The 23,532-nt window shown below is 36.8% G+C and carries 17 protein-coding genes; 11 read left to right on the top strand and 6 right to left on the bottom strand.

All coding sequences use genetic code 11. The annotated features are described in order from the left end of the window. The first annotated feature begins 321 nt into the window (after positions 1-321). From AAW12_RS25330 to AAW12_RS25325, 4 genes are all read left to right on the top strand, one after another. On the top strand, positions 322-1,800 hold the full coding sequence (locus AAW12_RS25330) for a P-loop NTPase fold protein (RefSeq protein WP_053003530.1): 1,479 nt from the start codon (positions 322-324) through the stop codon (positions 1,798-1,800). A 407-nt stretch (positions 1,801-2,207) separates the two neighbouring features. After that, positions 2,208-2,936, top strand: coding sequence for a Cthe_2314 family HEPN domain-containing protein (locus tag AAW12_RS04995; RefSeq protein ID WP_046672503.1), 729 nt, complete (start codon positions 2,208-2,210; stop codon positions 2,934-2,936). A 403-nt stretch (positions 2,937-3,339) separates the two neighbouring features. Next, the gene (locus tag AAW12_RS26455; protein WP_197083978.1) at positions 3,340-3,576 is read left to right on the top strand and encodes a hypothetical protein; all 237 of its coding nucleotides are present in this window, start codon (positions 3,340-3,342) and stop codon (positions 3,574-3,576) included. Between the two features lie 409 nt (positions 3,577-3,985). Continuing rightward, positions 3,986-5,809, top strand: a complete 1,824-nt coding sequence (locus AAW12_RS25325; RefSeq protein WP_053003529.1) for an ATP-dependent nuclease — start codon at positions 3,986-3,988, stop codon at positions 5,807-5,809. A gap of 218 nt (positions 5,810-6,027) precedes the next feature. Here AAW12_RS25325 and AAW12_RS04980 read toward each other — a convergent pair whose 3' ends face one another. Together AAW12_RS04980 and AAW12_RS04975 are read right to left on the bottom strand one after the other, a co-directional pair. Next, positions 6,028-10,215, bottom strand: coding sequence for an SMEK domain-containing protein (locus AAW12_RS04980; RefSeq protein ID WP_046672502.1), 4,188 nt, complete (start codon positions 10,213-10,215; stop codon positions 6,028-6,030). A 221-nt stretch (positions 10,216-10,436) separates the two neighbouring features. After that, a complete protein-coding gene (locus AAW12_RS04975) occupies positions 10,437-10,670 on the bottom strand; it encodes a helix-turn-helix transcriptional regulator (protein WP_046672501.1) in 234 nt (77 codons plus the stop codon). A gap of 975 nt (positions 10,671-11,645) precedes the next feature. Between AAW12_RS04975 and AAW12_RS04965 the strand changes: the two genes are divergently transcribed. The 4 genes from AAW12_RS04965 (at position 11,646) to AAW12_RS04950 (ending at position 17,943) form a co-directional block, all read left to right on the top strand. Next, the gene (locus AAW12_RS04965; protein WP_046672499.1) at positions 11,646-12,020 is read left to right on the top strand and encodes a hypothetical protein; all 375 of its coding nucleotides are present in this window, start codon (positions 11,646-11,648) and stop codon (positions 12,018-12,020) included. A 120-nt stretch (positions 12,021-12,140) separates the two neighbouring features. Further along, positions 12,141-13,418: a TlpA family protein disulfide reductase gene (locus AAW12_RS25320; protein ID WP_053003528.1), complete on the top strand. Its 1,278-nt coding sequence runs from the start codon at positions 12,141-12,143 to the stop codon at positions 13,416-13,418. Beyond that, positions 13,411-16,596: a SusC/RagA family TonB-linked outer membrane protein gene (locus AAW12_RS04955; RefSeq protein WP_046672498.1), complete on the top strand. Its 3,186-nt coding sequence runs from the start codon at positions 13,411-13,413 to the stop codon at positions 16,594-16,596. Before AAW12_RS25320 ends, AAW12_RS04955 begins: the two co-directional genes overlap by 8 nt. A 6-nt stretch (positions 16,597-16,602) precedes the next feature. After that, positions 16,603-17,943 (top strand): RagB/SusD family nutrient uptake outer membrane protein, encoded by a 1,341-nt coding sequence (locus AAW12_RS04950; protein ID WP_046672497.1) that lies wholly within the window; start codon positions 16,603-16,605, stop codon positions 17,941-17,943. A gap of 90 nt (positions 17,944-18,033) precedes the next feature. Here AAW12_RS04950 and AAW12_RS04945 read toward each other — a convergent pair whose 3' ends face one another. The 4 genes from AAW12_RS04945 to AAW12_RS04930 form a co-directional block, all read right to left on the bottom strand. Next, positions 18,034-18,354, bottom strand: a complete 321-nt coding sequence (locus AAW12_RS04945; protein ID WP_046672496.1) for a hypothetical protein — start codon at positions 18,352-18,354, stop codon at positions 18,034-18,036. 109 nt (positions 18,355-18,463) lie between these two features. Further along, positions 18,464-19,132, bottom strand: a complete 669-nt coding sequence (locus AAW12_RS04940) for a MauE/DoxX family redox-associated membrane protein (RefSeq protein WP_156167545.1) — start codon at positions 19,130-19,132, stop codon at positions 18,464-18,466. Between the two features lie 125 nt (positions 19,133-19,257). Further along, positions 19,258-20,271, bottom strand: coding sequence for an AraC family transcriptional regulator (locus tag AAW12_RS04935; RefSeq protein ID WP_046672494.1), 1,014 nt, complete (start codon positions 20,269-20,271; stop codon positions 19,258-19,260). 84 nt (positions 20,272-20,355) lie between these two features. Beyond that, complete coding sequence (locus tag AAW12_RS04930) at positions 20,356-20,709, bottom strand: hypothetical protein (RefSeq protein WP_197083977.1); 354 nt, start codon at positions 20,707-20,709, stop codon at positions 20,356-20,358. A 215-nt stretch (positions 20,710-20,924) separates the two neighbouring features. On the opposite strand from AAW12_RS04930, the gene AAW12_RS04925 reads away from it, so the two are divergent. The 3 genes from AAW12_RS04925 to AAW12_RS04915 all read left to right on the top strand — a co-directional run bounded on the left by AAW12_RS04925 (position 20,925) and on the right by AAW12_RS04915 (position 23,514). Beyond that, the gene (locus AAW12_RS04925; protein ID WP_156167543.1) at positions 20,925-21,935 is read left to right on the top strand and encodes a hypothetical protein; all 1,011 of its coding nucleotides are present in this window, start codon (positions 20,925-20,927) and stop codon (positions 21,933-21,935) included. 101 nt (positions 21,936-22,036) lie between these two features. Continuing rightward, a complete protein-coding gene (locus tag AAW12_RS04920; protein WP_046672491.1) occupies positions 22,037-22,420 on the top strand; it encodes a hypothetical protein in 384 nt (127 codons plus the stop codon). A 449-nt stretch (positions 22,421-22,869) separates the two neighbouring features. After that, positions 22,870-23,514 carry a DUF6266 family protein gene (locus AAW12_RS04915; RefSeq protein WP_046672490.1) on the top strand — a complete coding sequence of 215 codons (645 nt, stop codon included), beginning with the start codon at positions 22,870-22,872 and terminating at the stop codon, positions 23,512-23,514. The last annotated feature ends 18 nt before the right edge of the window (positions 23,515-23,532 follow it).

Raw genomic sequence — 23,532 nt, 5'->3', positions numbered from 1 at the left:
ATTAAAAGAACTTGCAGAGTGCTTCCCCGAAATCTATAAACAGTATAGCGATCATTATTCTAGTCGGAAAATCAAATTAAAGCCCATTGATCGTCTGATTGATTTTATAGAGTCGAGATACAATATTAGCATTATAAATATTGTACAAGAAAAAAATCAGAACTTTCGACCTTGCATAAGAGTAAATGGAAATGAAACGATATATGATATATTATTGCCGATTCGCCAATGCAAGTTGTTTTTGGTTTCTAAAGCGGTGGAAAATATAAATATGGGGATAGTGAAGTAGGCTAACATAATATAATAAACAAAGATTAACACATGAATATTAAAAACGATACTCTCCTTCAAGATTTTTTGAATCATCTAGAACTAGAAGGAAATAACGATATAATTTTTTCGGCACCCTTTGGAACTGGCAAGACCTATTTCCTAAAGGAAGATTTTGTACCTAAATGTGATGAACAGTATAATGCTATACATCTATATCCTGTGAATTATTCTGTATCAAGTAATGAAGATATATTTGAGTTGATCAAGTACGATATTCTTTTTGAATTAGTATTGAAATATAAAGATTCTATCCTGAATATAGATGAGTTAGAATTGGATAAAGGCTTAGCATTGCAGCTCTATATGCAGGACAACTTTAAGGCACTGGATTTTACTCAACAGGTTTTCAAAGCAACTACAAAGCTGGGAAAAAGTATCTCTGATATACTTGACTTGTTAAAACTTGAAAAGAGTAAATTTGACGAGTTTTATGGTAATTTGAAAGCCAATGAGTTTACAACGATAAAGACATATTTGGAATCCTTCGAAAATGGTAAAGGTCTAAAGGAATTTGACGCAATATCGGCATTGATCAGCGAGATACTTGGACGTTTGAAATCGGAAACTAAGCAAAATGTTTTGATCATCGACGATCTCGACCGTATAGATCCCGAACATATATTCCGAATATTTAACGTATTAAGTGCACATCGTGACTATCATACATCAAAAAATAAGTTTGGATTTGATAAAGTGATTCTGGTATGTGATATTGAAAATATAAAGCGTATATACGAACACCGTTATGGAAAGTATGTGGACTTTCAGGGCTATATAAATAAGTTTTATAGTAAATCTATCTACAGCTTTAATAACGCTCGATATATTAGGGGAGCGCTACGGGATTATTTAGATGAATTGCAGTATGAGGATTTTCCTAACGATTTGAGACATTTTCGATTAAATTCCAGAAACGGTGATGGATTTTACAAGTCCTTTTTGTATCTCTTACAAATTTTTGTTGAACACCGTAAATTAAGTCTCCGTTCTTTAAAGAACATTCAGAAAATACCTTTAACTCAGTATAATTTCTTTGACAAGGAGTCGCAAACAAATGATAATATTGTTACTGGTTATGGGTTTCTGGTCCTTATCCAGTATATGTCCATTCTTTTTGGAAGCAGACAACCTTTTATCAAAGCTGTAAAAGAGCTCAAAGAAGAAGATTTTATTTTTGATTTTCATTCTTTGAATGTAGAATCGTATTATTACAATATGTTCCTTAAGAATTTTTTTGCGATGGTCATAAATGTAATTCAGATGAACAGAATGAAAGAAGAGGTAGAAGGTTTGGAATTTTATATATGGGGAACTGATAAAAAAATTCCTTACAATGTAAAACGTTATAATTGGAACAATTACGTCATTGTTACTATTGATAACGATGATTCATTCCATGACGTGGATGTCATTGATTTTCTGGATAAATCCTTGACTATTGTTGAAAACAGGAAATTGCTTTCTTGACTAGATGATTTATTGTCACATAATATAATTCTTTCAATATTAAGATTATATATGTTTTTGATTCTGTTTATTCGTTATTATTGAAGTTGTCGATTCATTGACACTTCTTTTTGGAAATGTTCTGTTATTTACATAAAGAGTTATTATATAATTTAGTAATAGATAGTGGCTGCGGCCAAAGAGTGATTCTGATAGTCTTTGTTTGATATCTAGCTGTCGGAAAACAATATATTAATCTTTTACATCATTTTTATAATATGGGAATTATACATCATAGTGAGGTTGATCAGGTTTTTAATGCTTATAAAAAGCTTAAACATTATTTTTTATGATAAGGCTTCAAAAACAGATAAGTCAAACCTATTGCCGCATGAATACTAAGCCCCAATCCTTATCAGCTTATTATTATGGATAAACCGTTAGAACAATTATATTTAGAAAATGAAATATTCATTAAATCTTTATTAAAAAGATCTTCAAAATTATATTTAACAAAATCTGGTAAACCTAGAAAAAAATTAAATCTAAAAGATTTATATCAAAAAGAGATCTTAGAAATATGTCTTAATCTTCACTCTAATATAAATACCCTATGCTTAAGTCGATGTTTTTTAGTAGAAAATAAAACTTTTTTAAATGAATCGGCACAAATACTAATCAATAAAAGTTCTTTTTTTCGATACCATATCGAATGCTTTTTTATTAGAGTAACTTCTTATAAAGATTTAATAATCAAGTTGATAAATAAAACGTATGAGCTAGGCGTAAATGAAAATATAGGACTTGAGGGAAAAATAAGAAAGGAGGTTAAAAATAAAAAGATCGAAGAAATATCAAAGCTGTTGATTGGACTCGATATAATTATGGATAAGATAAAACCAGTAAGAAATCAACTTGCTCATGGAGATTATTACATTGATGTTAATCTGGCTTTGATTCAGTCAATGGAATCAACTCAACGTATTGAAAGTGATGAATATGAAGAGTCTGTAAAACGCTTTTTATTGAACAATAATATTTCAATGTACACAATTGAATTAATGCTTGTAGTTTATTTAAAATTCATATATAAGAGGCTTTTGCCTAAGCGTAGAGAAATGGAAAAAATGAAAGCTACAGGAGGTAGTCTGCTATAGTAGCGAAATGTGGGTAGGATGTATAGAATTTAAAAATAGAAACATTATAATTGGCTAGCCAAGAGACATTAGTAGAAGTACAACAAAAAAAACTAACTGTGAATAAAACGTTATTGAGCCTTTTTAATGAATCATTTAATAATTTTCTGAGTAGGAATTTAAACAATATTGTAAATGATGTAGCTGAAAGAAATTTATGTTCGAGACTAGGCTTTGAATTTGAACTACTATTTTCTAAGTATAATATTAACGGTTATTTTGCGGACACAGAGTACAATAGAAAACAAGAAGGTAAAGTTAAAACCATATTAGATCTGGAAATGGTTGTTGTTCCGATTCAATGTGATTTAATAATTCATAGCAGAGGTGAATTATCCATAATGATAATTTAATAGCCATTGAAATGAAAAAATCTACAAGACCAAAATCTGAGTTAAGAAATGACCGTAAAAGACTTAGGGCATTAACGAAAGAAAGTTACGATGATATTTGGTCAAATGACGGTAAAGCATTACCCGAACACGTCTGTGGATATGACATAGGAATCTATTTAATTCTAAATATACAGAAGAGAACATTTGACATTGAATATTATTTTAAAGGAAGATTAGTGAAATCTAGAACTATTGATTTTAATTGACATTTATGGTAACAGTGGGTATGCTTGAAGTTAGCTTTTCATAATACTTTTGCTTTTGATGTGTGATGTTTCAGTCAATCTAGCGGATAGCAAAATACACCGAAATTTACTTATTGCATTTGGCAGTTCTCCAATCAAAAGAACATTTAAATCTAATATTTTACAAAAATAGATCAATAGCATTAAAAGTTAATAATTGTAAACATATTAATTCAAAATAAATAATATATATTTGCGGTAAGTCTAGCCAAAAAATTGAAAAGTTAATATTAATTCAAAATTCTCATTCTAAATGATCGATAAAGCAGATAAAAAAGAATTTTTAGTAATTGTTTCGATTGGACATTTCATGTTAAAAAAAAGTAGAATTTATCCTCAATTTAGCTGATCTATATTAACTTAATATTATATGGAAATTATTAAATCAATTGAAATTGTACATTTTAGATCTATCGTAAAATTTGATAATAGAATAGATACAACTGACTTAAACATAATAGTTGGGCAAAATGATATCGGGAAGTCAAACTTTCTCAAAGCATTAAATCTGTTTTTTAATGGTGAGACAGAATTAAATACCCCCTTTCGCTTTAGTGATGATTTTTCTAAGCTTGCTAAAACACCACAAAAAAAGGCTGATGAAATTACTATAAAAATCGAATTCAATACTCCCCGACGTTTTACGGATAGCGAGCCAATTCAATGGAAAAAAGTGTGGCGAAAGGAAGGCCTATTTAAGGAAGAGATAAAAACAATAAGTGGTAAAAAATATGAAGCGAAAAAAGGAATGTTTCAATGGGTCAGGAAAATAAAATATAAATATGTTCCTGCTATCAGAGGTACAGAGTATTTTAATTATTTGATGGGTGAACTTCATGATTCTTTAAGTGAAATCTCACCAACGGCTTTTAATTCTGCCTCCAAGAGTTTTATAGACGGATTGAAAGAACAAGTTGATAAGTTAGTTGATAACATTGCTTCTGACTTGGGCTATGAAAGCGAGATTGACATCCCTAGTAATTTTAAATCGTTGTTTTCTACGTTAGATTTTACTCTAGACAAAAATGGAACTAAAGTATCCTTAAATAAGCGCGGAGACGGTATTAAAGCTCAACATATTCCGATAATTTTAAAGTTTATAGCTAATCATTATAAATCCATTTCGGGGAAAGCTATAATTACTCCTGACACAATATGGGGATTTGAAGAGCCTGAAAATAATATGGAAATGACTAATGCTTTTAAGCTGGCCAAAATATTCGCTAATTTTTCAAATGATTTGCAAATATTTATCAATACCCATTCACCAGCATTCTATTCATTAACAGAAGAAGGATTGAAAGAACGATCACTTTTTCTAGTGAAAACTCCTCTCGATAGTGAAGGGACGAAAATGATAAAAGTGGGGCCAGCTGATATTGAAGTGGTGCACAATGAAATGGGGCTACTACCTTTTATCTCAACATTTATTCAAAATGAAGTCGATCTGAAAGAAGAGGCCGAAAAAAAGGTTAGAGAATTAGAAAATCTCGTAAATGGAGTGCGTGTAGTTGTTTTTTCGGAAGATCAAGATTTAAAATATATTAAAAACTTTTTTAGATTAAATGGTTTTAACGATGAAGAAACACATTATGTAAGTTATAATGGTCGTACTAATTTAAAATCTGCCATCTATACATCAAATATAAAGTTTCCAGGCGCTAAAGATTTAAAGCATGTTATATTTCATCGCGATAAAGATGTTTATGATAATGATGAAATCGACCTTACATTCATTCAAAATAAAATAGAAGAATTAAACAAAAAAAATAAAGAAATTAACTATCATCTTTTTACGACAGATTACTACGATGTTGAAGGTTATTTTGTAAATGCTGATCATATAGCGCATTTATATCCAGAAATCGAAAGAGAAAAGATAGCGGAAATTGTCCAAAATGCTACGAAGGAGAATGAAACAACTTCATTAGATAAGTTATTTGATACCCGAGTTGAATTGATAAGAAAGCAATATGAGAAGAGAGGCGAATTGCAAAAATTTAGTTCCTCTAGAGAAATTGAAAATTGTAAAAAATTATATGAAGAAAATGTTGATGTTTTTAGATATGGTAAAAATGTAGAGGCATCGGTTAGAAGTAAACTTCAAAAAGAGATTGGTGCTAATCCGGATCTTTTTAGAGAAAGTGAATTTATTAAAATAGAATTTCTGCAGAACATATTAAAACAGTATTAATGTTTTATAAAACACGACACTGTCTCAAAAAGATTGTAAGTTATTAATCTGATTATCGTTTCAAAGCGCAAGAACATGATTGAAGTATCGAAGAACTAATAAGCCTTGGGAGTGTAACTCAAACTGTGTCATAGGATTAAAATCTTAAAAACCTTATTGAAGTATTCCGTTGACACAGTTGACCTTACAGTCTCATCTTTCAAATATATGAGTTCACGTTATACGATTAACTCCAAAGCCTCTTTTTCACTTAAAAAATTACTATTTCTTTCTTCAAATCTTTTCGTCAACCTTATTTTCCACCATTCAAGAGATTTTATATTAGGATGAGAGGATAAGTTTTCTTCGATAAGATTGTCATAAAATTTAATAGTTTTTTGGAATTTCTCCACATCATCTGCAGCAATAGTAGCAATAATATTATCAAGTATACCACAAACTGTAGAGCGCCCATGGTCTTCTATATGATCTTTATAAATTTCAAGGGTGTCAAGACATAAAGTGAATATTTCATTAGGATAAAGTAGCTCTACCTTGTCAAAATCCGAATAATGGAGGTTGTCGTTAAATCTCTTATTTTTGAAAGATTGGAAAATCAAAAGCATACATTTACGTGATCCTAATTTCAAACCATTCCTACAAATACTTTTTGGAATGTAATTATAGTAATCCAAATCGTTTTCAAATATTTGTTGATTCTCGACGATTTCTATTAAAAAACGATGATTAAGTTCATTATTATGCAAAAAGTTAAGAATATTTAGCTGCCAATCTTCCGTTATATTAGGGTTGCCCATGAGATATTTAAGTAATGTATCATTACAATTGAATTTTATTAAATACTCGCTACAAATAGCATTAAGATAAGTCTCTTTAGAAAAAAGAATTTCGATAATTTCTTCTTTTACTTCTATGACCTCATAATCAATACAATATTTTATCCCTAATAGAATACTGTAATTATGTGCAGTTCGATTAGAAATTATATCAATCAAATACGGTTTTATTGTTTCGAATGAATTGAGTTTGATTAAAAAGTCATTCATTCTTATTCCGTCATTAGTGTGAAAATCAATAGCTGGATGACATAATAATTGAATCGAGACATCAAATGGTAACTCAATTATGCTTTCTTTGAACCATTTGGCAATTTGAACGTCAATGGAGTCTGGAGCTAATTCGAGCTCATAACTCTTAGTAAAGTTTGTAGATGTTAGAATTAGATCTACATAGTTTTGTAGATGAGATTTTAGCTCCATCAAGAGATCATGGCTATCATGGTATTTCCGTAAAATTATTTGATTTCCTAACATAGTATACCAATTCCGATCTTCACTAAATAAAAAAGGAAATATATCTATATTATGGTATTGTGCTTCGCTCTCAATAGTATCTATTAAAATCGAGTTTTCAAAAATTTCATCTAAATGTTCTCGATAACGATAATCGAAATTTACGAAGCCTTTATCGTCAATAATTTGGGGATTATCATTTATAATATAATGAATTACTTCTTCTATTTGTTTTATAAACTCTTTACGATTTTTTAATGCATTAAGACCATTTTGCAACCATTTTTTTTGCCTACTTTGGAGATCATTGAGAGATTTAATAACAGTAAATTTCTTAGGAAATTTAGAGGACATGAACTTGCTCAAGGTCAAAGATGTCGCTGAACTAGCTGAGCATGTGTTTAAATAAATAGATTTCAATCTTGGAAAGTCTATTAGGTTCGCTTTATACAAATTTATTATTTCATTACTTTGATCTTTGAGTTCGAGATCGAAAAGTTTATTTATTATGTAGCCATTCTTGAGAAATGGATTTGAAGTTAGCAGTAAGTTTAAAAGATCAGCTCTGCCAAGATTTTTGAAAAAAATTAAAGGATCTCCGTATCTATCATTTGAATTGTAACTATAATAGATTTCATTAATATATAAAATGAAATCGTTGATCACTTCAGAGTTCTTGTTTTGTTTATAGAGCTCCGCAAGCCTGATATAAATTTGATCAAAAAAAGTTAGCCTAGGGTAGTCAAAATGTTCTTTTTCACTGAAAAGAGAGACCAAAAAGAAATTCTCTTCAATAGATAATCTAGTAAGTAAATGTTTATAATTGTCAATTTCTAAATTTTTAATAATATATTTTGAAAAAATCCTTTTATGATCTAAAACTCTATTTGATGAATCCTTAATTAAGTGCTCGGCCTTACTGATAATATACTCAAATTGATTCGGAATTTCATGTTTGTCTATTAGTTTAATAATAGTTGTTAAGATTACCCTGTTATTTATCGATGGACAGCGTTTTGCTATATTATTTAAGAAAAATTGATCAAATAAATTTATTTCATCGACAATTTTTAACATTATTTGATATTCATCTTCTTTATAGCCTTTCTGTAAAATATACTTTTGAATTATGGTAAACATGTAGGAGGATTTTCCTTTTGTCAAACGTATTTTTGCAAGTTCTAAGATCAGATAGAGTAAGCTGTGGAAATGATTAGATGAAATATTGCATTCATTTAATTCCTCCATTATGAAGTCAAATATTTCTGTATCGTAATCTATAAAACCAAGGAGAGTTTGCTCACTGAAATCTCCAGCTAGATATGCAATCCCTTCATGTTTGCCCTTATAGACGTAGTCTTTGAAAATTTGTAGGCGTTCTGGTAAAGGGATTCTTTCTTTCTCTAATTTAAGTAAAATTGTAAAATCCATAGATTTTATCTGTGACAGTAGGGATTGATAAACCTCACTTTTTCCATCTAAGATTGAAAATAAAATTACTGTGGTATTTAGTAGTTTGGGATTTAAATAACCTAATTTTTTGTTAAAGAGGATATTTGAGATATTCTTCCATTCTAATTGAGCCAACCATTGAGCAGATAAAAATTCTTGGAAATTGTTGTGTATAAAGCTTATATTCATTTCTAAATCATCTTCATGAATTGAGAAAAATGGATTTGACCGATAATTTTCTTTATTAAAAGAAATCAAATTCTTAAGCTTACCAAACTTAATAGAATTTAGTCCTTGCAAAGTCATAAAAATAGCAGCTTTTTGAATTCCTAAAAATATTTCATTCTTTTCAAGGTATCCATTGTATTTTATGTAATCTCTTTCTATCCGACTTGTAATTATTTTATTATAAAAATCTTTGAGATTTTTAGGAAGCTTTTTCTCAGAATCATTTGACAGCGTAACCATTTCTTGAAGATAGAACGGAATAGATATAATACTCTTAGCCCAAGATTTGTTGACAAGCGTTTTTAGAACATTACTCTGTTGGCTATATTTTTCTATATATAATATGATATCATTTTCATAAAGAGGATTTATATAATATTCTGAAAATCCATTATTTGAAGTGTAAAATGAACTTTCAAAATTTGTGCGTATTGTACTTATAATTTGTATTTTCTCATTGGATTCAATTAAATGATTATATTCTGAAATAAAGTTCCTTTGAATAGTTGCAGGAATTTCATCGAGTCCATCAATTAATAGCAAAATCTCTGATTTGTCATCTAATTTGTCCCAAAAACCGTACTTCTCTTTTATAAAACTATTTAAGTTGTTTGTGTAATTCTTTAAATTAATTCGCAAGGGTATTAAATGACGTTTTACAAGTTGTATCTGATTAGCAATATGGTCTAGTTCAGAAGTTTTGCCTTGTCCAGCATTTGCTTTAATCAAAATTCTTATGGGCTCTAGCCTTTCTATCTTTTCATTAGCAATGGTTATTAATGTCTTCTTCTCAAAATATTGTCCCCAATAATCTTTATAGTCTATACTTGTTAAATGTCTTTGAATATAACGATCGTTCTGAGGATGCGAAGGGATACGAATTTTTAAAGGTTCCTTATGTGCTAGCCATGTTGGAACACTATCTTTTAAACATTGATGAATTTTTTTGAGATCTTCCTGTGGTAAATTCTCTATTAATTTATATAATTGGTTAAAATCTAAAACATTTTCTTTGTTAAAAATGCATGCTTTAACTAGAATGGAATTAAAAGTTTCATTATTAACTATTTTATCAAGTGAAGATTGATTTACACTACTTTGTTGTGTTAAAAATATTATGTAAAGCTTTTCGTATTTTAAATGAAACTCATTAATTATAAAGTCGCTTAGGCATTTTTTAATCTTTTTTGTGGAGGATTCAGATGAAATTTGTATCGCTACCTTATGGTCAAGGGAATAAATGTCAATCGCTGGGTGATTTATTTTTTCAAATTGTTTGAATTCACAACTATAAATATGGCTGAATATCGATTTAAGAAGAATTTCAGAATATTTATTAAAATCTGTATATCCATTAATGTTGTCTAGTTTAATTCTTAAAGATAGATATGCAAGAATAGAACGTGTTTCTTCTAAATAGTCTTTTGTTGTCATCGGCTGTAAGTATTTTCTAAAGCTAATTCATTATAATAACAGATATTGTCTTTCCTTCGACTTTTAAATAGTCATAAGGAAAGATACTTCTTTCGTACATAAATATACAGAGGTGGAAATCTATTTTTAAATATCTGTAATGACTATGGTTGCTGTGATGTATACTTATCAGTATTACTATGAAGTTCTAAAGTCTCCTCCCATAGATTTATTTTTATTCTCTAATAATTGTTACCTTCACCTTTCACCCATTCACTTTGATAAAGCAAATCTCTTATATCCACGTCTAGAAATCTAGCGATATCATTTAGAGTATTTAGAGTTGGCTGTTGTTTATTATTTACCCATCTGGAGACTGTTTCCTTTTTTACCTTAAGATGTTCTACAAGATCATTGTTTTTAACTCCTTTTTCCTCTAAAACTTCGGATATACGATTGATTTTATATATAGACATAAATTATTTTATTTTTATTGTTGATTCTTAAAGTCAACTTCTGTATATTTGTGTATGATTTAGTGTTGCTATATCATACAGTTTGAGCAGTAATTGGACATTGTCTGATTAAATAACGAGTCTCTGACTTCTCAATTGGCACCTGGGATGGGACGGTAAGGTTATGCTCATTTCCTACAGATATTATTATATTTGTTAATAATAATAGCGTAGGGGTGGGCCTTACTGTGCAATCATTTTCAGGTGCCGCCTAAGAGTTTTCTTAGGTCTGACCTAGGGCTTTGCCTTAGTGAGAAGAATGATTAAACGTAAGGTTTCACCCTTCGTTATTATAGAGCTCGTTCACATAGACCAAAAGAATTATGAGAACGAAACGAACACACAACTTCCATCACCCACATTCGATCAAAGATCACTACGCGAGGTATTCCCGCAAATCACGTTTAAAGAACATTTTTCGTGCGCCTGAATAGGGGTGCGCTCAATCTAAAACAGGCTATAAAAGAGCAATAAAAAGGGGAGGTGTTGACTTTCCTTAAAATGAAAAAGACCGCTGAACCCAGTTCAGTCTAATTTCCCTCTTTATACGCCTGTCACCGACCTATTTATCAATATAATTGCATTAAAAGGTAATATTGGCCAATGATACAGCTTGATTTAAAATTCGCACCTTAAAATTAAGCAAATTTTCATTCAGTCCAAACTTTTTACCTGTAGTTTTTATTGCAAGACGATATTGCTGTAGGTCGGTCTTTACATCTTTCCGGCAGGGAGCGCCATAATTAACCCTATTTATGCTTTGAAATTGTATCAAGGCGCTTTTCGGACTTTTAATCTTATTTGTCCATTTGGCATAGGTCTCTTTTGACTCGTGCGATGACAAGCCTTTTTAACGCGAAAAAATCGCGAAGGGGGATGCTATGCGTTTATCTCAGCCAGCACCTCAGGGTTTGTCATACTTGATGAAACTAAATTATGAACCAAAAATCAAAAAACCTGCTGCCCTTTGAGCTAGCATGTTATGAAATATACGACAATGGATACGATCCATTAAATACCATTCGGGAGTTCTGGTCCCAACATACCATTAACGACTGTCAGGAAAGCCTGTGGGCACTCTTCGAGAACTATAGAAAGTGTGCAGCTCAGGAAGATGCTGCTGATTTAAAGCAGATGCATACCTTTTTGATGAAAGTGTACCGTGTGCTGATGGCTTATTTCCTGGTGCACTTCCGCAAGATCGGTATCGATGCTGTGCCATTTGCTTTTGCTGAGCCTGCCGACGTCATTACGGCCGATCTGGAAGCCAAGCAAAGGATCCACAGTTTCTTTAATAGAATTGCTGAATAATACCTAATCCATAAGCAGATGATAAAAAGATCTAATCTATTGACTGCCTTATTAGATAAGGTAGTCAATATTCCAGTTATACAGATTACACTACTTGTAATCTTATTCATACTAGTTTCTATGTTTAGTTTATCAGCTCAGACGCCCCGCAAGGACAGCGGGGCCAATGGGCTCACCAAAATTAAACGGCTATATGTAGGCGATACAATACCTGATGAACTCTGGAACACAATGCTGCCCGTAGCAAACCATCCCGAGGGCAAAGAGCATATTCAACTCAAAGAGGTTAAAGGCAAAAAGCTGATCTTGATAGATTGCTGGGCCACCACTTGTAAAAGCTGCCTAGAGGGTTTGCCAAAGATTCAAAAATTACAACATACCTATTCCGACGTTGCATTTCTACTGGCTACATTACAGCAGGATAGGGCGCCTCAGTATCTGAAAGACAATAAGTATACATTAATGTCCTTTATCGACACCAGGGCAACGCTATTTCAATACTTTCCCTATACCTGGATTCCTTATTACATCTGGATCAGTGAGGGTAAGGTAGTCGCTACGACGCAGGCAACCGAAGTGACCGATGAAAATATAGCCAAACTGCTAAATGAAGGAATTGCGCCCACAAGAATACGGCAAGATCGTGTATCTTTCGACTTAAAGGGCAATTTTTTGAATGATCCACTGATCTTTCGTGCGCCCCAGTTGCAACGTTCCTTTACGATAACAGGCTACTTACAGGATGTCCTTGCGCAGACAAACTATCAGATCGGAAAGGATGGTAAACCCAGCTTTTTTGGAACAACCAATGCGGGGCCGATAGATATCTATAAATCGGCCATTGCCATCGCCCGGCCTGATCTGCGGAAGGGCAATTGGTTTCTATTAGAAACAAAATGGCGCGATAAGCTTTTAAATGTAAGTACAGATCAATACCTCGCCGACAGCACTACACATCTGTATGCCATACAGTTTTATTCTGCTGCTACGGATAAAGGTGAACTGGTTAAAGATTTACTTCGCGAACTCAACACCTTCTTCGGGCAAAAATATGGTATGGAAGGCCATATTGAACAGCGTAACCGTAAAGCTTATGTGATCCGAAAAGATGCATCGTCTCAGAACTTGAAAATTCCTAAGAAGCTAACAAAAGAACTCCCCTTGTATCAATTGGTTGATAGGCTCGATAATGAGAGTGAGCAGAAGAGTAGAGGAATACCATGGATCAACAAAACCGATGAATTTAAAAAACCAATAAAAATCCCCGATGATTGGCCAAATGATCTGATCAGTATCAATGCATTCTTGGTACCACAAGGGTACAGAGCGACATTGGAAACCTTGCCTTTGGATGTATTCGTACTAGGTGATATCGAGAAAGGAGGGCGTCATGAATAGATGGATCGCATTTATCCTTATTATGATAAGCTATATCAATTCGTTCGCACAGGGAGCGAATGGTTTGCACATTCAATTGCTGAGCAAAGCTGATCAAAAACCTATTGCTGGTGCATCTTTAAATTCTCTAACGGAGCCTACCATTGTGACAAAGACAGATCGGGATGGAAAAGGCCATATCAATAAGATTACTTACCCGATATCGCTACGCTTTAGCCACCTCAGTTATGCGCCTAAAACTGTGCAGTTTGACAGACCTGGCGAATATACGGTGGAATTGGAGTCAAACGTACAGGAACTGGAAGAGGCCGTGGTACAGACGGGGTATCAAGCAATTCCAAAAGAACGCGCTACTGGATCTTTTTCATTCCTGACAAATAGGGACCTCAACCGTAGACCTTCGGAAGGATTGGTTGATCGGCTGGAAGGCACCGTAAGTGGCTTAACCATTGATTCGCGCTTATCTGGCCGAAATGCACTGATGCTGCGCGGATATGCAACGATCAAGTCAGACAATACGCCGTTAATCATTTTGGATGGTGCTCCATTTGAAGGTGACATCACGGCACTTGATCCGAATGCACTGGAATCTATTACCTTTTTAAAAGATGCTGCTGCTTCTTCCATATGGGGTGCCCGTGCGGGTAATGGCGTATTGGTCATTACGTCCAAATCGGCAAAACTGAACGAGGGCACCAAGGTGAACCTTAGCCTGAACAATACATGGGAAGCTGCTCCTGAGCGCTATTATTCTAAATTTTTGCTCAATAGCAGCGATTTTATCGGCTTTGAACAGTACCTCTATGATAATGGCTACTATAACGCCCAAAAAGCAAATCCGGGTTACCGGAAGTTTACGCCAGTAGTTGAATTGCTGCTCAAACGGGATAAAGGGCTGCTGAGCGCAGAGGAAGTGTCAAATCAGATCGCGGGACTGGCACAGCAGGATGTCCGAAAGGATCTTGATCGTTATTACTTCGGCACAGGGTATAAACAGCAGTACAATGCTCAGATCAGCAATGGGAATGCAAAGGCGGCAAATTTGCTTTCCCTGACTTGGAATAAAGCCAATACTTCGGCTGACAGACAGAAAGACAACAGAATACTGCTGCAGTTCAATTCGACATTTAAACCTGCGGAATGGCTGGATTTCAATCCGACCTTATCCTGGAATCTGGGCAACGAAAACAACAGATTACTGAATTATGCGGATTACATTTATCCTTATGCCAAGCTTGCAGATGAAAATGGAAATTATCTGCCTGTTATACACGATTATAATGGGATATTTTTGGATGCACAAAAGCAATCGGGGCGATTAGATTGGGACTATAGTCCATTGGACGAAATGGACAAAAGACTGTTTGCCAATGAGCATAATGAGTTTATAGCAGGTTTTAATTCCAATATACGGTTGGGGTACGGGCTCACGGCACAGCTCTTGTATAACTATCAGAATATAAGCAATCTGCAGACCTTCAATTATGACCGCGATAGCTATTATGCGCGCAATATGGTCAATAGCTTTGCCTATGAAAATAATGGTCAGCTCCTATTTCCGATTCGGGAAGGTGCTATATTGGATAAGTCGAGGAGCAAAACACAAGCGCATATGGGAAGGGCGCAGCTGAACTATTCGGCGACCATCGGACTATCGAACATCAATCTCTTACTGGGAGCGGAAGTCAAACAGACGACTCAGGTAGGGGATAAGTCTACCGTGTATGGTTTTGATCCCGAAACGTTGACGTATCAGGATATGGATTTCAGTACACGTTTTACACGCTTTCCGACAGGTTCAAAATCCAATATTCCCTCAGGAATTGGCTTTACGGATCGTATCGATCGTTTTGTATCGTATTACTTCAACGGTAGCTATCTCTACAGGCAACGGTATCTGCTTTCCTTTAGTGCACGCAAGGATGCATCCAATCTTTTTGGTGTCAATACCAACCAACGTGCTGTTCCGCTCTGGTCTTCGGGCTTGGCATGGACGGCCTCGGAGGAGCGCTTCTGGCCAAAGGATTTTATTGTCGACTACCTCAAACTACGCACAACCTTTGGTTACAGCGGAAATGTAAATAAATCGCTTACGCGGTACAGTACGGCTAGCTACGGTACATCCTTACTGACGGGTTTGCCTGCTGCACAGATCCAAACTCCACCCAATGAAGACCTGCGTTGGGAAAAAGTAAGCACAGTCAATATAGGCTTGGATCTGGCGACTAAAAACCGAGCTGTCAGTGTTTCGTTTGATTATTATCAGAAGAAAGGCCGTGATCTGATCGGGGAGTCTGCCCTTGACCCGACGACTGGCTTCTTTGTTGGTCAGCGTTTTTCCTTTACAGGCAATACGGCCTCACTCAATACCGAAGGGATCGATCTGCGAATAGATGGCCGAAAGAACTTTGGTGCAGTAGAGTGGATGCCAAGCCTACTCTTCAATTGGAACCGAAATAAGGTCATGAAATTCAGTGGTACCGCACCGAGCAGTTTATTGGCCTCATCATTTGCGGTTCCGGTGGAGGGCAAGCCCATGAGTCCATTATATTCAGTCCCCTGGGCGGGTTTAGATCCGGTAGATGGAAGCCCGCGTTTTTGGTATAAAGGCGAGATCAGCAAAGATTATACAGCCATCCGGTCCAAGATGACATTTGACGACCTGCAATATCACGGCTCAGCACTTCCTTTGTACACGGGGTCACTTATAAATCGCCTGAAATACAAGTCTTTTGATCTTTCTTTTTCAATGCTTTATGCGTTTGGTGGTTACCTCCGTAGACCAACGATTAATTATTCAACATTGGCGACAAATTGGTTTGGCCACGAGGATTATACAAAGCGCTGGATCAAACCTGGCGACGAGCTGGCGACAGATGTTCCAGCTATTCCAAAAGTGGCTGATCTGGACAAATGGAGTATTTTAAACAGCTACTCAAGTGTACTTGTCGAAAAAGCCGATTATATCTTTTTAAAAGATGTACGGTTGGGTATTGACCTCCGTACATTGAATAACACATGGCTTAACAGGTCATTTAAAAATGCTTCTTTCTTTGTGTTGGTCAATAATATCGGGCAGCTTTGGGTGGCCAACAGTGCCAAGATCGATCCGATGACAAATGAGAGTTATTTGGGAAGACCCCGATTGTGGTCTATAGGTATTAACGTAGGATTGTAACATACAATGAAAAGAATTATCGTACTATTGTTGGTCATCACGCTGGGCGGATGCACCAAAGATTTTCTATCGGTCAAATCGGACAAAAAGCTGGTGATACCGAGCACATTGAAGGATTTTAGGGCTTTGATGGACCGAACCGAAACAATGAACGAAGCACTGCCTCATCTTGCTCATCTTTCTGCCGACGATCATTACTTGAGTAAAGAGGTTTACGATGGTCTTACAAGTTTGATCGAGCGTAATACTTATATCTGGAATAAAGATATCTATGAGGGTTCGCTAGACATTGTGTGGAGCAATTCCTACCAACAGATCTTCTACGCCAATAATGTGCTGGATGGTCTGGAAGTATTGGCTAGCAAGCAGAATGAAGCGTATTATCTAAAAGGAACAGCCTTGTTTTTTAGAGCCTTTGGTTATTTTAACCTGTCGCAGATTTATTGCGACACGTATACGGTAGGCGCTGAAAATGGAGGGCTTGGCCTTCCATTACGCCTGAAAAGTGACATCAATGAAAAGGTGGGGCGAAGCACGGTCGGACAGACCTATGCACAAATAGAAAAAGACCTAAAGGATGCTATTGAGCTGCTGTCAACAACGGTATCTGTCAAAACCAGGCCGAGCAAATATGCCGCACAAGCTCTTTTGGCAAGACTATATCTCATCATGGGGCGATATGAAGAATGTTTAGCGTTATGCCAGTCCATATTGCCGAATTTCAAATTGATCGACTACACGAAAGTAAATACTTCCGTTGCTTATCCGATGGTACAATTCAATGAGGAAGTGATTTTTCACAGCATTATGTCTTATGCTTCCCATAAAGATTCAAAAGCCTTGGTCGATACTAACCTTATGCGGGCCTATGCAGATGATGATTTAAGATTGAAGGCATTTTTTGCTCCTCGGGGGGAGAACGCGGCTTTTATCGGTAATTATTCGGGCTCTTTATCCTTGTTTAACGGACTGGCTATTGACGAGGTCTATCTTATGGCGATGGAGTGTTTAACACGAACAAATAAACTTGATGAAGCGAAATCCATGTATCAGACATTTATGGCGTCAAGGCTTCGCGATCACCGAATTGTGGTATTAAAGGAAAGTATCACACAAGCTGAGCTGTTAAATATTGTCTTACTTGAAAGGAGGAAGAGCTTGCTCTATCGTGGAATTCGATTTTCAGATATACGGAGACTGAACCGAAACGAAAAGGCAGAAATAACAATGATGAGAGTGCTTGGTGATAGAAAGATAGAGATCAAGCCCAATTCACCGAATTATATTTTGCCCATCCCAGATAATGTGATTGATCTGTCGGGTATTGAGCAAAATCTACGGGAGTAGCTTGATTAATAGGGGGATCTTTGTTTTAAATCAAAAGGGTGGCTGTCTCGAGTTGAAACAGCCACCCTTTCTTTTTAATAAGCAGTGAATTTACATCGTTTTTGTGCGATAGTCCACGTAATTGGACTCATGGCCCGAAATGACTACTCTTTCGTTGGAAGGAGTCAGTTCAGTATCTTCATCTTTATATCTACGAGCACAATTTGGATTCTCAAGTTTTGGACAATTCGGATCAGGTTGTTCAATTTCCTGTCCCGGCTGACCTCCGGACATTTCAAACCAGTATTCTTCGCTTGCAGTTTGCTTTTTAATTGTACTTGCAGACATTAACGATACAGTGGTTAATCCTGCTGCTATGCCTAATCCTAAGATTGGCAATACATTTGTTTTGATGATTTTAAAGATTTTCATAATCTTCGATTTAAAACGTGATATTAAAATTTGTTATTCTGTTTATGTCTTTTGGCAGACGCGCCCTTCTCGCTGACAACCTAGCATCAGCGTTTCGATGTGTAGGTTATCATTTTATCTTATTATGCCCATGGAAGAGGCTATCTTTATGCTTTGAAAATGATCTATAGCTCAATCGTGGAATTGAACAGGCTATCTTTCCCCGACATGGCATGTATCTACCATGTATAGTAGGTCTTTTTTGAATACAACGTGCTAAAATATAGGGCCAAATGCAGATTATTGTCAAGTAAATATTTAATATGAAATGGGATTTCCAGCCAATTTGAATGATCAGGCCACAGCTACAGGGCAGTTCGTCGCTCCATACATGAAGCAAAGCCAGTCCCACGTATCCGGTGAAAGCGAGCATCATAAGCGATGAAAGTATGAAGCCGATTAATCGCGTCGATTTAATCCCGATCAATACTGCTGCAAGGATCTCACTTGTCGGTATCAAATAAGCTAATACGATGGCTAGAGGCCTTGGTAGTGGCTGGCGCAGCATCGCATCCATATTGCCGTTGAAATCAGAAAATTTATTGTAAGCAACAAATATCCAAAGTCCCATCATAAACGAACCATAAAAAGTAAGGGTTATATCCCGCCAATGCACTAAACAAAAACGGACTACGATCCTAAGCCATCGCAGCAATCGCCGAAGTGTCTTAGGAGAATCGATCGTAGTCCTTTGGGCTAGATAATTATTGGGAACGGTATGTCTATTTGTATTTTCCATTTTGTTACTTACATTGTAAATCAAAGTTCGGCAGTACAATCGAAAGGGGCTGTTCCAAGATGCGGTCAAAGTATTGTCCAAATCCTACCGTTTATGATTAGTTTACAGGCTTTGTTTTCCTTTTCTTACGAATGGCTTAAGTAGTGTATGCTGATGTCTTTGTAATCCGTAGGAGTCATACCAGTTCTTCTTTTGAAAAATTTGCAGAAGGCAGATTCACTATTGAACCCGCATTCAAATGCAGTTTCTTTAGAGCTGAGCCCCGTAAGAAGCTTACGTATAGCTAAAGCTTCTACTTGTTTCATCTTAAATTCCACAAGGCTCTGACCAAAGGATTTTTTATGAACTTCATTGAGATAACCTGGATTCTTTTGCAGTTGGTCTGCAACATCGCTCAACTTAAAATCCTGTCCATGGTCAGTTACAAATATGACAATCAGATCATGGGCATGCTGTGCACAGATGACTGATTCCGAAAGCTGTTCGTATTCTTGATGGACTTTGGTGTTTGACAGTTTGATCAACTGATTGAGCTGTTCATAGATAAAATGATCATTGCCCAAATCGCCTTTTTTAAGGTTTGAAACTAAATGTCGGATGCGGGCTATGGTAATTGGACCAGCCCGAAAATCAATGCTACAGCATGATTTTGTATCTCTGCTGCGATAGGCATCAACCAAATGATGTAAGAATCGGAAAGGACGTTCGTTGCCATTCCGAAAGATACTTCCACGGAAATAAAAGTTAACGATGGTGTACCTGCCAGCAGGTACATGTAATTCATAATCACCTGTGGTTAAATAGATATAACAGCCTCTACTGGAAGATACGCTGTAACTCAAATCTTGTTGTAGGTCTTTGATCTGCACAGCTCCATGAGCTCCCAACAGGTAAAAGATATGGATATCTGCCTGTTCGACACGTAAGGGGACAACAATACCTTTGGATAGCTCAAAATCTAAGAGATTGATATAGCCCATCAGTCCGTCGAATTGCTGCAGGCAGACTTGCCCAACCTGATTGCGATAATACCGGATATCTCCATTCGACATGGCAATTAGGGGTTCAAGTGCTGATACTGAAGGACGGCATGCCGCGTCAAAAACAGCCGTTAGATTAATCTGTAATGCTTTTTTCATAATGGATTATAGGTTATTTTAATCCCGCCGGCCTGGATTTCGGAAAGACCGACGGGATTTGAATCTGGATAACGTAGGATTGGATTAACGTTGCGGATCGCTGTATGAAATCCGTATAAAAAGAGGAGTAAAGGTCACCTTCACGACATCATCCTGCCATTGATCAAGGCCGTGAACGCTAAGTTCCTTGAAATCCGGATCTTCTTCTTTTTGGTCTTTTTGAAACTGCAGCGTATACCCTTGCATGAGATAATTGCTGATAGCCGTGCTAAGTTGTTTCCGAAGCTCAGCAGGAAGATTGTTAAGCTGCACCACCTGATGGGGCTGCAGGTTAAAATGGTGTTCCATCCACGCCGTAAAATTGTCTTTCATCACCTGTAGCTCTAGTGCGCGATCTGCTAACGGTAGCGCGAGAAGGGTGGCTACTTTTTGCGCCACACCTGCATTGTCAAAATTTTCTTTCATACATTTTAAATTTTGACAAATGTTTATGTTACTGGTCGTTAAACCTAGTGTTTCAAAATAACCTACCACATTTAGTAGGTTAATCTTTTTGAAGAGCCAGATATATTTCCTAGAACTTGAAAATTTTGATTAATTTAGATGTTCAAACATGTAGATATAACCTAAATATTGGCGCTTGACGGACTAATATGAAGCATTTTTTTAAGCTATGCCTGGGGAGCTTATGCTTTTCCATGTTGTTTAATTTGATTGGAAATAAAGGAATTAAATTGGAACGGTTCGGGACCTGTACGTATCGCGTCTGGACAGTAACTTTTGCTTTAGCCATTATTATTGCAGGGCTGTTGATCCGCATCTGCCTAAAAATAGCCTGGATCGAATGGCAAAAAAAATATCCTGAATTGGAACTGCTGAAAGAGGGGCGCTTACAGATCAAAGGTATACCCAAGTCGCAGAGAGCATGGGCCGTCCTTTCGACGACAATGGTACTGTTGCTTGTCTACCTTTGTTTTATCTATCTGATCGCGTACGTGCGCCGAAATAACAACAGCACCAATTTATTTCGGAGTTATTTATTGCATTACATGCCTTTGGTGAGTGTATGCTGCTACTGCTATGTCGGCTATGTTTTTAAACAAGGTCATTTATGGTGGTGTACACCTCAAAACGCAATTTCACTATTCGGTAGGCAGCTGCCCGAAAGAATAGTACACGTCGTTCATCCAACTATTTTAGATGAAAAGATCGTCATCGGATCGCTTTACGACATTCTCTATAGCCACGCTAAATTTGAAACCGACTTTACAAGAAAACTGGCCGTGCGCATGTTTGATGTGCCGTTTTACTTTTCGAGCAAAGGGGAGAAGGAAGTCATTTTGATGGACGGGACAAGACGGAAAGCGGACCGGTTTATGGAGAAACTGGAGGCAATCGGACTGGATAAATGGTATTTCCGCATCAGCAGCGGCTGCCGCGTCAACATGATGCTTATCCGCTATCCCGTGCCCCCAAATACATCTAAGCTTGAATTGCGCAAAGAGGCATTTGATAGCCTGCGGAATGCAATGACTGAAATGGATATTGAAAAGCTATTGGTGGCAACGCAATGGGTACGGAAGAGTAGAAATCTAACAAAATTTTTGGATAACGTTAATAAGCTGGAGCATAAGGGATGGGATTACCTTATTCCGCTCAATTGAATCATCCCACTAGTATGAACTTAGATAGACCGAGCGCAATAGACCACAGGTCTGCTGCTGATCTGGATTTCGGCGGTTAGTCGAGCTAACCATGCCCATGTATGTTTTTTATCAAAGGATCTCCTGATCAAAAGGGGATCATTACTCGTTTTGTGTCCAATGCGACAGGTATTCATCTAAAAATCCACTATTCTTTTCAACTAAAACCAAGCGTCGGATATACGCCGCTAGAAACTAAGCTGGACCGTATCCTGGACCTGCTGCAGGAACCGCAGTATACGGAGCTCCACAGGCTGACGGGTACAATGACCATCCACGAAGTCGCTTATTTTTTGAGCAAAAGTGTGCGCACCATCGAGCGCCGTATTGCCAAAGGCCTGCTCAAAGCTACCTATAAAGAGGGCAATGCGGATCTCTTTCTCAAAAAAGATGTGGTGCAGCTGTATGTGGCTGAATATAAAAAATGGCCGCGGCAAATGCCTTAAATCCCTATGCTGTTCGTACCTGCTTCGTATTGCCTTCGGAGATGAACAAGAGAGCAGCCACTGTTGACCCGTTGCTGAACAGTGTTTCCCTGTTCGGCGGCTGGTCAAGGTCTGTTCGGCATCTGTACAGGATCTATTGCTGATCCGAAGCAGGTACGGAGCTGGTCCGAAACAAAGGCCTGAGACGGCAGCTCAACCCCGTAATTTTTGAAGGGCCAGACGACTCCGTCTCTGGGATGTGCCCGATTGTGCAGCTTATTTTATGCCCGCTATCCTATGGTCTCCGACAGCGCGCCGACAAAAGCCGGGATACCGCCGACCAGTCTCCGCCAACTTGTTTTGCGCTATTGACAAGGGGCTGTTTGATGTGGTATGTTTGTCGAAGTAAAGCAATACATACCGGTATAAATGAAAGCTTTATGGTGGTTAAATTTTAAATAAAAAACAACATGGCAACAATCAACAATGGTGTAATCGGAAGAGCAAGTGGTAAAGTCGGCGCGGTGATCGCCTCGTCCTGGAAATCTATCAACTACCTCAAGGGCTTGCCCAAAAAGCGGACGAAAGGGATGTCCGAAGAACAGCTGATCCAACAGGAGCGTTTTCTGAAAATTTCCAAATTCCTGATGCCGATCACGCCAATCCTGCAGGTCGGGTTTGGGCTCTCGAAAACCGAAAAGATGACACCGACCAACGTGGCACTGCAGCTCAATATCGCCCAGGCGGTAACCGGTACTTATCCAAACTTTAGCTTGGATTACAGTAAGATCGAAATCAGTACGGGCTCTTACCTCAACGGCGGTGGCATGGAAGCTGCTGTGAGTGGCGGAATTCTTTCCCTCTACTGGGATACCATCCTCAACAGCCTTTACAAAACCAAGGCCGATGATCAGGTCATTATCTTGGTCTATTCACCCGAAAAGGATGAATTTATGACAGCGCCAACTCCGCCGACCCGTGCCGCCGGTACAATAGACATCGCGATTCCGGCACACTTGCTTGGTAGCAAGGGGCACGTATGGATCTTCTTTACCGACCGCAAGGCCGAAAAAGTGTCCAAAAGTACCTATCTGGGAGAATTTGACCTGGCTTAGCCACTGATGGAGTAATTG

Source organism: Sphingobacterium sp. Ag1, from assembly GCF_000988325.1.
Lineage (GTDB): Bacteria > Bacteroidota > Bacteroidia > Sphingobacteriales > Sphingobacteriaceae > Sphingobacterium.
The sequence above is the reverse complement of the archived record's forward strand: the minus strand, read 5'-3'. Positions and strand labels throughout refer to the sequence as shown.